General features: G+C 71.1%; 12 protein-coding genes. 6 read left to right on the top strand and 6 right to left on the bottom strand.

What is annotated here, in order from left to right:
* Nucleotides 1-104 precede the first annotated feature (104 nt).
* The 4 genes from U9J66_RS02945 to U9J66_RS02930 form a co-directional block, all read right to left on the bottom strand.
* Nucleotides 105-815 (bottom strand): GntR family transcriptional regulator, encoded by a 711-nt coding sequence (locus U9J66_RS02945; protein ID WP_234305752.1) that lies wholly within the window; start codon nt 813-815, stop codon nt 105-107.
* Nucleotides 816-1,037: 222 nt separating this feature from the next.
* A complete protein-coding gene (locus U9J66_RS02940; protein ID WP_326336945.1) occupies nt 1,038-2,759 on the bottom strand; it encodes a SulP family inorganic anion transporter in 1,722 nt (573 codons plus the stop codon).
* Nucleotide 2,760: 1 nt separating this feature from the next.
* Nucleotides 2,761-3,087 (bottom strand): ArsR/SmtB family transcription factor, encoded by a 327-nt coding sequence (locus U9J66_RS02935; protein ID WP_014908436.1) that lies wholly within the window; start codon nt 3,085-3,087, stop codon nt 2,761-2,763.
* A gap of 104 nt (nt 3,088-3,191) precedes the next feature.
* Entirely contained in the window at nt 3,192-4,124 is a 933-nt protein-coding gene (locus U9J66_RS02930) for a LysR family transcriptional regulator (RefSeq protein ID WP_042281669.1), read from the bottom strand.
* A gap of 69 nt (nt 4,125-4,193) precedes the next feature.
* Between U9J66_RS02930 and U9J66_RS02925 the strand changes: the two genes are divergently transcribed.
* Nucleotides 4,194-5,435, top strand: coding sequence for an MFS transporter (locus U9J66_RS02925; protein WP_014912261.1), 1,242 nt, complete (start codon nt 4,194-4,196; stop codon nt 5,433-5,435).
* A gap of 87 nt (nt 5,436-5,522) precedes the next feature.
* Here the strand turns inward: U9J66_RS02925 and U9J66_RS02920 are convergent, their stop codons facing one another.
* Entirely contained in the window at nt 5,523-6,305 is a 783-nt protein-coding gene (locus U9J66_RS02920; RefSeq protein WP_326336944.1) for a thioesterase family protein, read from the bottom strand.
* Nucleotides 6,306-6,492: 187 nt separating this feature from the next.
* Between U9J66_RS02920 and U9J66_RS02915 the strand changes: the two genes are divergently transcribed.
* From U9J66_RS02915 to U9J66_RS02905, 3 genes are all read left to right on the top strand, one after another.
* Nucleotides 6,493-7,443: a ring-cleaving dioxygenase gene (locus U9J66_RS02915; RefSeq protein ID WP_326336943.1), complete on the top strand. Its 951-nt coding sequence runs from the start codon at nt 6,493-6,495 to the stop codon at nt 7,441-7,443.
* Nucleotides 7,440-8,072 (top strand): alpha/beta hydrolase, encoded by a 633-nt coding sequence (locus tag U9J66_RS02910; RefSeq protein ID WP_017534795.1) that lies wholly within the window; start codon nt 7,440-7,442, stop codon nt 8,070-8,072. The genes U9J66_RS02915 and U9J66_RS02910 overlap by 4 nt, the downstream gene beginning before the upstream one ends.
* Nucleotides 8,073-8,291: 219 nt before the next feature.
* Entirely contained in the window at nt 8,292-9,059 is a 768-nt protein-coding gene (locus U9J66_RS02905) for a TSUP family transporter (RefSeq protein WP_017534796.1), read from the top strand.
* An 18-nt stretch (nt 9,060-9,077) separates the two neighbouring features.
* Here U9J66_RS02905 and U9J66_RS02900 read toward each other — a convergent pair whose 3' ends face one another.
* A complete protein-coding gene (locus tag U9J66_RS02900; protein WP_442789848.1) occupies nt 9,078-10,085 on the bottom strand; it encodes an ABC transporter substrate-binding protein in 1,008 nt (335 codons plus the stop codon).
* A 143-nt stretch (nt 10,086-10,228) separates the two neighbouring features.
* On the opposite strand from U9J66_RS02900, the gene U9J66_RS02895 reads away from it, so the two are divergent.
* Nucleotides 10,229-11,263 (top strand): FecCD family ABC transporter permease, encoded by a 1,035-nt coding sequence (locus U9J66_RS02895; protein ID WP_026125044.1) that lies wholly within the window; start codon nt 10,229-10,231, stop codon nt 11,261-11,263.
* Entirely contained in the window at nt 11,260-12,351 is a 1,092-nt protein-coding gene (locus U9J66_RS02890; RefSeq protein WP_014912532.1) for a FecCD family ABC transporter permease, read from the top strand. The genes U9J66_RS02895 and U9J66_RS02890 overlap by 4 nt, the downstream gene beginning before the upstream one ends.
* Nucleotides 12,352-12,382: the final 31 nt, after the last annotated feature.

Below are 12,382 nucleotides of genomic sequence, written 5' to 3'. Positions count from 1 at the left end.
CGGTTGGTTTGACCTGTGGGGTGTGCGGGGGCTTCCCCGTGGGTTATGGGGGGGGGGGGGGCGCCGTGGGCCCCCCCGCCCCCGTGGTGTCTCCGTGGTCTCCCTCAGGAGCGCGGGTGGTCGGGGTCCCGCTCCAGCAGGTGGACCAGGGTGCGCCGGGCCGAGTCCACGTGCTCCTCGGCGGCGCGGGCCAACTCCTCGCTGGGGCCGCGGCTCATCAACCGGAGCAGGTCGTGGTGTTCGGGGACCAGCCGGTCGCGGTAGTCGACCTGATCACGCTCTATCCGGATGAGCTGGAAGAGACGGACCTGAGAGCGCACCCCGTGCCAGGCGTCGGTGAGTCGGCCGTTGGCGGCGGTCTCGTAGATCCGGTCGTGGAAGGCCATGTCCAACGCGAGCAGTGTGGAGCCGTCGGCGTCGCCCTCCAGGGCCCGGCCCATGGCCTGCACCAGGGATTCCAGATCGGCCAGCCGGGCGGCGTTCATGCGGGCCGCGGCGCTGATGGTGGCCAGGCGTTCCAGGGCCGCGCGCACCGTGTAGACCTCGTTGACGTCGCTCGGGCTGAGTTCGATGACGCGGGCGCCGCGATGCCACTCGCTGCGGACCAGCCCCTCGCGTTCGAGGATCGCCAGCCCTTCACGCACCGACCCGCGGCTCACGTCCAGGGACGCGGCGAGTTCGACCTCGCGCAGCGCGGAACCCGGGGCGGCCCGTCCGTCGAAGATGGATTCGCGGATGTGGTCGGCGGCCTCGTGGGCCAACCCTCGCCTGCGGACTCTGCGCATTCCGCTGTTCTTGCCGTCATCGTGTGCCACGACGCAAAAGTGTACGTCGTACACCGGTACGGGTGAGGCGTCTCCCGGGTCTCGGTACCACATGGATGTTCGAATGTTGACATTTCGACAACCGCTGAACGAGTATGGGGCATCGTGTGGTGTTCGGAGTCCGGGTCCCGTCCTGACCCGGACCCCGAACACCGCGCACCACCGTAGCGTGCCCGAGGTCTTGCGCACTCCGTGTTCTCCGCGCAACGAGGGTCAGACCGTCGCCGTCCCCTCCACCCCGTCCAGGGCGTCGCGCTCGCGCAGGAGCGCACGGGCGTACCCGATCGCCTCGGACGTGTTCTCGAACACCCGGCCCCGTTCTTGGAGCCCGGCCACCACCTCCAGCGCGTTCAACGCGCGACGGTGCTCTTCCCGGATCCCCGACATCAGCACGACGATGCCCCGCCGCCCGAGCCTCTCGACCGCCTCGCCCAACACCCGGGCACCGGTGGCGTCCACCGCGCTCACCCGCGACATGCGCAGGATCACCACCGCCACGTCGGAGCCCTCGGCGGGCTCCAACGGGAACCGGTGCGCGGCGGCGAAGAACAGGGGACCGTCGAGTCGATAGGCCACGACGCGCTCGTCCACCAGGTCCGGCTCCCGAGCCTCATGTCCCTCGGGAAGGTCCTCGGTCAACTCGACCCGCTCCACACGCGCGTCACGCGAGACCGCCCGCAACGCCAGGACCGCGGTGACCGCCATCCCCGCCAACACCGCCATCACCAGATCCAGGGCCACGGTCGCCACCGCGGTCAACACCAGGACCGCCGCGTCACCACGGGTGAAACGCATCATCGAGCGCAGCGAGGAGATCTCCACCATGCGCACGGCCGTGGCCAGTAGCACCCCGCCCAGGGCGGCCAAGGGCACCAGCCCCACCAGGGGGGCGGCCACCAGAACCACCAGGGCCAGCACCAGGGCGTGGGTGATGGCGGCCAGTCGGCTCCGGGCCCCCGAGCGCACGTTCACCGCGGTCCGCGCGATCGCGGCGGTGGCGGGCACCCCGCCGAAGACCGGGGCGACCAGGTTGGCCACACCCTGACCGAACAGCTCACGGTCGGGGTCGTGGCGCTCGTCCGAACGCATCCCGTCGGCGACGGTGGCCGACAACAACGACTCCAACGCGGCCAGGGCGGCGACCGCGAACGCCGCCCCCATCAACGGCCCCAGGGCCGCCGGATCCAGGAAGGACGACGACGGGGCGGGCAGGCTCGCGGGCAACGCCCCGATGGTGGGGGCCGACAGCGGGGACAGTTGGATCAGGAGGGTGGCGGCGACCACCGCCACCAGGGAGAAGGGCACCGCCGGGTACATCCGGGCGCCGATCAGCATCACGGCGGCCACACCCAGGGCGATCAGCGGCGGGGTCCAATCCGGGGCCGCCGCGAAGTCGCGGACCAGGGAGACCGCGCCCACGAGCACGTCGTGCCCCTCCGGCTGAGGCAGACCCAACACGAACGGCGCCTGTTGCAGGGCGATGACGGCGGCGATGCCCAGGGTGAAGCCCTCGATCACCGGAGCGGGCACGTAGCGCATGTACCGGCCGCCCCGGGCCCAGGCCAGGACGATCAGGATCAGCCCCGCCATCACGCCGACCATGAGCACGCCGGAGGGGCCGTGCAGGGCGACGATGGGCACCAACACCACCGTCATCGCCCCGGTGGGCCCCGAGACCTGGAGGTTGGAGCCGCCGAACACCGCCGCCAGGAACCCGGCGACGATCGCGGTGACCAGCCCGGCCTGGGCGCCCAGACCGGAGGAGATACCGAAGCCCAGCGCCAACGGCAGCGCGACGATCGCCACGGTGACGCCGGCCAGGAGGTCGCGGCCGGGGGAGCGGCGCATCGCGGTCAGATCCGAGGCGCGCGGTAGCAGCGCGCGCACGCGCCCCCACGCTCCCCGGCCCGTTCGGGTGGAGGAGGTCGTCGTCATGTCAGTCCTCGCGCAGTTCGGAGAGGAGCTCCTCACGCCCGGTGCTCAGTTCGGTGAGGATGCGTCGGGCGGCGCGCAGCAGGTCGGCGACGTCGGCGCCGGCCAGTTCGTAGACGACGGTGGAGCCCTCCCGGCGTGAGGTGACGATGCCCGAACGGCGCAGGACGGACAGTTGCTGGGAGAGGTTGGAGGGTTCCACGTCCACGTCGGCCAGGAGGTCGCGGACGGCCTTGGGGCCGTCCTGGAGCAGCTCCAGGACACGGATGCGGACGGGGTGGCCGAGCATGCGGAAGAACTCCGCCTTGGCCTGGTACAGGGGTCGATGCACGGTGGACCTCGGTAGGACGCGACTGGTTCGGCCACCACCATATGTTGAATTGAAGAAATCTTCATGTCGGAATGACGTGAAGGCGATCCTCCACGTCCCCGGGCTCAACCGGTCAGGTCGGGGATGACCCGAGGCCCCACCCGGCACACGTAATCGCGAAAGAGCGCCACGGCCGGCGGCTCGTACCCGCCTCCGGAACCCTCCCGATGCCACACCACGCCGACGGGACGCTCGGCCGGCCCTCCGACGATGGGCACCTCCACCGTGCCCTTCAGCGGCCCCCTGGGGCGCGCGGGCAGGATCGACACCCCCAACCCCGCCGCGACCAGACCGCGGGCGGTGGCGATGTCGTCGGCCTCGAAGGCCACCTTGGGGGTGAAGTCGACCTGGTCGTTGAGGCGATCGGTCAGATGCCGCACCCCGCGCCCCGGTTTGAGCAGGATGAACTCGTCCACCACCGAGGCCGGGGAGAGCGACCCCCGACGGGCCAGCGGGTGGTGTTCGGGAAGCACCAGACGCAGATGCTGGGTGTGCAGGACCTGCGAGGCCAACCCCCGGCCCGTGGGCAGGGGAGAGGTCAACGCCAGATCCGCGCCCCCGGCCGACAACCGCTGGAGGGACTCGGCCCAGGCCTCCTGGGTCAGGGTGAAGCGCACACCCGGATACAGCGAACGGAACCCGCCCAGAAGAGTCGGGACCACCTCCACCCCCAGCGTCGGTAGGAAGGTGAGGGCGACGCGCCCCTCCTCGGTCCCGGTGAGTTCGGCCACTCCCCGGCTCAGATCGTCCAGGGCCCGCTCCACGTGGGGCAGGAGCACGCGTCCGGCCCGGGTGAGCCGGATCCCGCGCCCGGTGCGCTCGACCAGGGCCATCCCCAACTCGTCCTGGAGTCGGGCCAAAGCCCTGCTCAACGTGGGTTGGGGCGTGTCCAGGGCGGCGGCCGCGTGCGTGACGTGCTCGGTGCGGGCGACCTCGGAGATCATCCGCAGGCGAGGCGCGAGCACCCGGGTCAGCGCCTCCACATCAGGACTATCCATACATTTCAGTATGCAACAACGTGAAACCATGCATTGGACGTATGAAAAGGCGCTTTCTAGCGTTGACACATGACCGTGACCAGCGTGCCCTCCGAGACCCACGACCCGCGCCCCCGCGCGGGGACCGCCGCCTACCGGCGCACGGTCATCGCCCTGGTGGCCGCCGCGGTGGCCACCTTCGCCCAACTCTGGGCGGTCCAGCCGATCCTGCCCGCCATCGCCGAGGGCTTCGACACCTCCGCCGGGCAGGCCGCGCTCACCGTCTCCCTGGCCACCGGCGGACTGGCCGGGTTCACCCTGATCTGGAGCGGGATCGCCGACCGGGTCGGCCGCGCGCGCGTCATCGCGATCTCCCTCCTCCTGGCCACCCTGCTGGGCTTCGCGGCGCCCTTCTCCGCCGAACTGTGGACGCTCCTGCTGCTGCGCACCCTTCAAGGGGCCGCCCTGGGCGGGGTCTCGGCCGCGGCCGTCGCCTACCTGGCCGAGGAGATCCACCCCGCCGACGCCCCCAAGGCCACCGGCCTCTACATCGCGGGCAACCCCCTGGGCGGTATGGGAGGGCGCCTCCTGGCCGGTTTCGCCGCCGACCTGGGCGGCTGGCAGTGGGGTGTGGCCGCCAACACCCTGCTGGGTCTGGTCTCCCTGGCCGTGTTCGTGCTGGTCCTGCCCCGCTCGTCGAGGACCGCCCCCGCGCCTCGCGCCGCGGGCGACCCCGGGCCCCTGAGCCTGGGTCGGCGGCTGCGCGCGGCGGCCACCACCCGTGGGCTGCTGCCCATGTACGCCCAGGCGCTGCTGCTGATGGGCGCCTTCATGGCCGTGTACAACGTGCTCGGCTTCCGGTTGACGGACGAGCCCTTCGGCCTGTCCCAGGCGATGGCCTCGTTGTTGTTCCTGTCCTACACGGCCGGGATGGTGGGGTCGGCCGTGGCCGGATCGGCCACCCTGCGCTGGGGCCGCTACCGGGTGCTCACCCTGGCCACCCTGCTGCTGCTCGTGGGGATCGGCGGGCTGTTCACGACCTCGCTGCCGCTGCTGTTCCTGGCCCTGTTGCTGTTGACCTTCGCCTTCTTCTCCGCCCATGCCACCGCCTCGGCCTGGGTGGGTTTCCACGCCGTCACCGGGCGGGCCCAGGCGGCGGCGGTCTACACGCTCGCCTACTACCTGGGCGCCGGTCTCTTCGGCTGGCTGGGCGGGGTGGTCTACGACGCGGTGGGCTGGAACGGCACCGTGGTCCTGGCCTTGACGCTGACGGTCCTGGCCGGACTCGTGGCCCTGCGCCTGCGTCGCCTGCCCACCCCGGCCCAGCCCTGAGTCCACGTTTCTCACGGAGAGTAGTTGCCCGCCCGTGGAGATCGGCCACTTTCCTCTACGGAGAGTGACGATTCGGGGGTCTCGTGGCTAGAGCGGGCGGACGGTGAGGCTCTGCTCGGCGCGCCCCAGCTCCCCCCGGCGGTCGTGCAGCACCGAGGCGGTCAGCCCCAGGCCGGTCGGACCGAAGGCCACCGAGGTGTCCAGCCCCACCCAGGGCCCCTCCGGGCGTCGGTACAGGTGCACCGTCAGGTCCACGTTGGGGAACATCCACTCGCGGGGCGACTCGCGGACCGCGATGCCGTTGGCGGTGTCCACCAGCGCGACGTAGGAGGCGACGGGGCCGACCTTCTCGCCCTGGACCAGCTCCAGCCCGGTCCCGATCCACGCCGTGCCGCGCCCGGGCGCGGGGGTCCCGACCGGGCGCACGTCGATGGAGGAGATGTAGCCGCCGGGCCACAGCGAGGAGATGTCGGCGGTTTCGAGCCCCTCGGGATCGGGGAGGGGGTCGGCGGTGCTCCCGGCGACGGCCTCGGTGTCCCCGGAGATCAGCAGCCAGGCCCTGGCCCGCACGACGGTACGGTCCCCGATCCGGGCCCGGGCCTCGACCAGTTCGATGGTGCGCCCCGGCCGTAGGACCTCCACCTCGATCTCGCACTCCTCACGGGGGAGACGGCCCAGGATGTCGAAGCCGATCCGGGAGATCTGGAGCTTACGTCGGTCGGCGTGGGTCTCGATGGCGTGGGCGATCAGGCCGCCCAAGGGGCTGAAGTGCTGTTCGGCTTCGTTCCAGGCGCCTCCGGTGTGCTCGGTGGGGCGGTATCGGCCCTCTCCGGTGCGGACGTAGTAGGCGTCGGGGACGGGGCTGGTCATGGTCTTCTCCCGGAGTGGCGGACGGGGCGAGACGGGGTGCCTCGTGGTGAGGTTTTCACGTGGGGAAGGTGAGCGCTTCGGGGAGGGGGGATCGTTTCATGGCCGAGACCAGGGAGATTTTTTCCAGGAAGTAGTTTAAGATTCAACATATTGGTGTCGACCCGCACGGCGAGGAAAGGACGAGGACATGGATGTGCGCCCCTCGGGGATCCACCACGTGACGGCGATCGCGAGCGATCCCCAGGCCAACGCCGACTTCTACCTCAACGCGCTGGGCATGCGCATGGTCAAGCGCACGGTGAACTTCGACGCCCCGCAGACCTACCACTTCTACTACGGCGACCGCGCGGGCAACCCCGGCACGATCATGACCTTCTTCCCCTGGCCCGACGCGCCCAAGGGCAAGATCGGCGCCGGTCAGGCGACCACCACGACCTTCTCCGTGCCCGAGGGCTCCCTGGGCTGGTGGGCCGACCACCTGGCGTCGCTGAACGTGCCGACCACGCGCCCGGCCGAACGAGGTCAGGAGGACGTGCTCGCCCTGCGCGACCCCGACGGTCTGCTCATCGAACTGGCCGCCTCCGCCGACTTCCACGACACCGACCCCTGGGACGGGGGAGGGGTCCCGGCCGAGCACGCGATCCGCGGCATCCGCGCGGTCACCCTCACCGAGCAGGACCTGGACGGCACCGCCGCGATGCTCGGCGACACGCTGGGCTTCCGTCTGGAGAGCGAGGGCGGTGGCCGGATGCGTTTTCGGACCGACGAGTCCGGCCAGGGCGTGGGCACGATCGTGGACGTGGTCGGCGACCCCTCGGCCGAACGCGGCGTGGTCGCGGCCGGTACGGTCCACCACGTGGCCTACAGGGCCCCCGACACCCCCGTGCAGGACGCCTGGCGCCGCAGCCTGGCCGAGGACGGGGTGGGGGTCACCGAGATCCGCGACCGTACCTACTTCACCTCGATCTACTTCCGTGAGCCCGGCGGCGTCCTGTTGGAGATCGCCACCGACGGCCCCGGGTTCGACTACGACGAGCCGCTGCTGGATCTGGGGCGTTCGCTCAAGCTGCCGCCGTGGCTGGAGCCCGACCACGAGCGGATCGCCGCGAACCTGCCGAACGTGCGGGTGGGCGGATGAGCGCGGTGGAGGACTTCGTCCACGTCTTCGAACCGGCGACCCGTCCGGACGCGCCGACTCTGCTGCTGCTCCACGGCACGGGCGCCGACGAGTACGACCTGTTGCCCTTGGGGCGGGCTCTGGCGCCCGGCGCGGCCCTGCTCTCGCCGCGCGGCAGGGTCGACGAGAACGGGATGAACCGTTGGTTCCGTCGGCTGCGTGAGGGCGTCTTCGACGTCGAGGACCTGATCGCGCGCACCGCCGAGCTGGCCGGGTTCGTCGAGGCCGCCGTCAGGGCCTATGACCTGGACCCGAAGCGGATCGTGGTGAGCGGTTTCTCCAACGGGGCCAACACGGGCGCGGGGCTGCTCCTGCTCCACCCGGGGCTGGTCGCGGGGGCGGTGCTGCTCGCGGCCGGGGCCCCGTTGCAGGGTCGTGAGCCCGACCCGGTCGATCTGTCGGGGACCCGGGTGTTCCTGGGCAATGGGACGGCCGATCCGATCACCACGGTGGACCAGGGGAGGCTGCTGGCCGAGCAGTTGCGGGGCAGAGGGGCCTCGGTGCGTCGGGAGGAGCATCCCGGGGGACACCAGGTGCCGGCCCCGGTTCTGGACCGGGCGAGGGAGTGGTTCGCGGGCTCGGACTTCTGAGCCCCTTCGAGACCGCGGTGGTGTCCCGTGCCCCCGGGCGCCACCGCCTTCTTTCGAATCGGTACGAATCTACAATATCAAGGTGAAGCTCTTGTAAGGGGATCAAAATACCGGTCCCCTGACAAAACGGGCATTCGATGGTCGATACGTTGGCTCGCGTCCCTTTCCCCACCTCGGAGAAGAGCCCATGATCCCCTCTATCGATGGACCGTTCCGGTAATGGCCCCCGAGATCCTCGGCCTGCTGCTGACGGCCGCCGTCGCCGCCGGTTGGGTCGACGCCGTCGTCGGGGGAGGGGGCCTGCTCCTGCTGCCCGCCCTGATGGTCGCCGCCCCCACGACCCCCCTGGCCACCCTGCTGGGCACCAACAAGCTCGGCGCCGTCTTCGGCACCGCCTCCGCCGCCATCGCCTACGCGCGCAAGGTGCGCGTGGACCGGAGCGTGGTCCTTCCCACGGCCGGACTGGCGCTGCTCGGCTCTGGTCTGGGCGCCGCCCTGGCCACCGCCCTCACCGCCGACGTGCTCAAACCCATCATCATGGTCGTCCTGGCCGGGGTGGCCCTGATGGTGGTCCTGCGCCCCTCCATGGGGGCCTCTCCCGATCCGCGTCCCCGTAGTCGCAACCGTCTCCTGGCGACGCTGGCGCTGGCCGGGGTGGCGATCTCCTTCTACGACGGCGTGGTGGGGCCCGGAACCGGGGTGTTCCTCATCATCGCCTTCACCGCGGTGCTGGGCATGGACTTCCTCCAGGCCTCGGCCTCGGCCAAGATCGTGAACGTGTGCACCAACCTCGGGGCGCTGACGGTCTTCGCGTTCGGCGGTCATGTCGATTGGCTGTTGGGTCTGGGGCTGGCGGTGTGCACCACGCTGGGGGCGCAGATCGGCGCCCGCATGGCCCTGCGGCGGGGCGCGGGGTTCATCCGCGCCGTGCTGTTGGTGGTGGTGCTGGCGCTGCTGGTCCGGATGGGCTGGGACGTCTTCGCCTGAGGTCCGCGCCGTGGCCGCTCATACGGCCGGTTCGGTCCGGCCGGTCAGGGCGTCGGTGACGTCCTGGATCACACGGAGCGCGGCGTGGTGATTGGCCGCGCCCCACACGTCCTGGTCGACCCGGTACAGGTTCCGCTCTCGGACCGCCTCCAGGTGGGACCAGACCCCGTCGGAGAAGGTGTCGGGGGCGTCCGGGAAGCCGGAGCCGACCAGGACGAACACAGCGTCGCCGTCGCCTCGTTCGAGGTGTTCGTAGCCCAGGGGGACGAAGTCGGTGTTGCCCTCGCCCTCCAGTTGTGCGTCGGGGCGGGCGAAGCCGAGGTCGTCGACGACCTGTCCGGCGAAGGAGTCGGGGGTCTCCAGGCGGATCTCGGTCTCGCTCTGGAGGCGGATCAGGGAGAGCTCGGTCTCCTCGGGGACCACCCCGGCCTCCCGGAGTTCGGCGCGGGCCCGCTCGAGGGCGGTGTCGTAGGCCTCGACGGTCTCGTCGGCGGCGTCGGCGGCGTTCAGGATCTCGGCGACCTCCTCCAGGTGTCGGCGCCAGGAGCCGGTGCCCTCCCATTCCAGGAGGACGGTGGGGGCGATGACCTCCAGGGGGTCGAGGAGGGCGGTCTGGGCGCCGACCGGGGTGCTCACGCCGATGATCAGGTCCGGGTCGCTCGTGGCGAGCGCCTCGATGTCGACGTCGTCCTCGGCGGGGGAGGAGGTGACGGGTCGTAGGTCGGCGCCGTCGATGTGGTCGGGTAGGAAGGGGGTCAGGCCCTGGTCGGGGGAGCCGGGTGAGGCCATGGTGGCGACGGGTTCGTGGCCCAGCGCGGTGGCGGCGGCCAGGGTGGGGCGCCATAGGACGGCGACGCGTTCGGGCGCGGTGGGGATGGTCACGGTGCCGTTGGCGGCCTGGACGGTGCGGGTCGGGCCTTCGGGGGCGGCGGTGGGTGTTCCGTCGGTGGCGCAGCCGGTCAGGGTGAGTGCTCCCGCCAGGGTGAACACGGTGGCGGCCTGGAGCGGGCCGAGGGGGTGGGGCATCGTGTCGGGACCCTTCCGTGCGAACATGATGTAGGTAAGGCTAACCTGGCTCGGTGGTGTTCGTCGGGTAGATGGCCGAAAAGCATGATCCGTCCCCCATCGTCACCACCCATAACCGTCCTCGCACAACGAACGGGAAAGCCGTGGTCCTGCGCGCTCCCACACCGACACGCCCCACACGAACCAGACGTGCCCTACGCCCCGTGGGCCTGCTCCTCGCCCTGGGGGCCCTGCTCGTCTGCGCTCTGCTGAGCATCACCGTGGGAGCCAAACCGATCCCCGTGGCCGAGGTCTGGGCCGCCCTGACCGCCCACGACGGCGGCTACGACCACAACGTCATCCTCACCCTGCGCGTCCCCCGCACCATCATCGGGATCTTCGTCGGTGCCGCCCTGGGGCTGGCCGGCGCCCTCATGCAGGCGCTCACCCGCAACCCGCTGGCCGAACCCGGCATCCTGGGCGTCAACTCCGGGGCGGCCGCCGCCGTGGTCATCGCGGTGTTCCTCTTCGGCATGGGCGGGGCCGGTCTGGTCTGGCCCGCGTTCATCGGCGCGGCGGTGGCGGCCGTGGCCGTCTACGCGTTGGGTTCGCGCGGCCGCTCCGCCGCCACCCCGGTCCGTCTGGCCCTGGCCGGAACGGCGATGGCCGCGGTCCTGCAAGGGCTCGTCCACGGCGTGATCGTCCTCAACGACTTCGTCTTCGACCGCATCCGCTTCTGGCAGGTGGGCTCGTTGACCGGACGCGACCTGGACGTGTTCTGGCAGGTGATGCCCTTCCTGGTCCTGGGCATCGTCCTCACCCTGGCCCTGGGCCCCTCGCTCAACACGATCGCCCTGGGCGACGACCTGGCGGCCACCCTGGGCGCCCGCATCCCCTTGATCAGGACCGCCACCGCCGTGGCCGTCATCCTGCTGTGCGGGGCGGCCACCGCCGCGGCCGGACCGATCTGGTTCGTGGGGCTGATCATCCCGCACGTGGCCCGGATCATCACCGGCCCCGACCAACGCTGGCTGCTGCCCTACTCCGCCGTCCTGGGGGCCGTCCTGCTCACCGCCGCCGACACGGTCGGACGCGTGGTCCTGCCGGGCGCGGAGTTGGAGGTCGGCATCATCACCGCTCTGGTCGGGGCGCCGCTGTTCATCGCCCTGGTCCGCACGAAGAGGATGGCCCAGCTGTGAACGAGACCCTGACCTCCGCACGTCCCGACACGGCCGCGCCGTTCCGGCCTCGTGACACCCTGGCCTGGCGCAGCCCCAAGGGGCGGCTGTCGTTCCTGATGCGGCCGCGCACCCTCGTGGTCTGTCTGGCCCTGGTCGCGGTCACCTTCGTCACCCTGGTGGTGTCGGTGTCGGTGGGCGACTACGAGATCCCCCTGCCGGTGGTGCCCGGCGCCCTGATCGGTCAGGGTGAACGTCTGGACGTGTTCTTCGTCCAAGGGGTGCGCCTGCCCCGCGCGTTGACCGCGATCGGTGTGGGCGCGGCCCTGGGCATCGCCGGAGCCGTCTTCCAGAGCCTGTCGCGTAACGCCCTGGGCAGCCCCGACATCATCGGGTTCACCTCGGGGGCGGCGACCGGGGCGGTCTTCGCCATCCTGGTGGTGGGCGCGAGCCGGGTGGTGGTCTCTCTGGGGGCGATCGCCGGGGGGTTGGTGACCGCCGCGGTCGTCTATCTGTTGGCGATGCGCAACGGGGTCCAGGGCTACCGGTTGGTGCTGGTCGGTATCGGTGTCTCGGCGATGTTGGCGTCGGTGCGCGACTACATGATGACCCGCGCCGATCTGACCGACGCCCTGGGCGCTCAGATCTGGATGATCGGCAGCCTCAACAACCGGGGTTGGGGCGAGGCGGCCGCGGTGTGGATCGGTGTTGCGTTGTTGGCGCCGGTCCTGTTGGCGTTGGGTCGGCGGATGCGGTTCATGGAGTTGGGCGAGGACACCGCCCGCGGGTTGGGCGTGCCCACCCGTTCCACGCAGGTGATCGCGCTGGCCGTGGCCAGCGCCCTGACGGGGGCCGCCATCGCCGTGGCCGGTCCGATCGGTTTCGTGGCCCTGGCCGCGCCCCAGTTGGCGCGTCGTCTCACCCGTACCGGCGGTACCACTCTGGTGGGTTCGGCGCTGATGGGCGCCACTCTGCTGGTGGTGGCCGATCTGGTGGCGTTGCGCGCTCTGGCGCCCACGCAGTTGCCGGTGGGTGTGGTGACCGCCGTGATCGGCGGCGGCTACCTCATCTGGTTGTTGTACACCGAGTGGCGTGGTGGACGCGCCTGAGACGTCCGGTGTTCCCGCCCCTTCGATCCGC

The organism is Nocardiopsis sp. LDBS1602, from assembly GCF_035818715.1.
GTDB lineage: Bacteria > Actinomycetota > Actinomycetes > Streptosporangiales > Streptosporangiaceae > Nocardiopsis > Nocardiopsis alba.
This window is presented reverse-complemented; position numbering and strand designations above follow the sequence as displayed.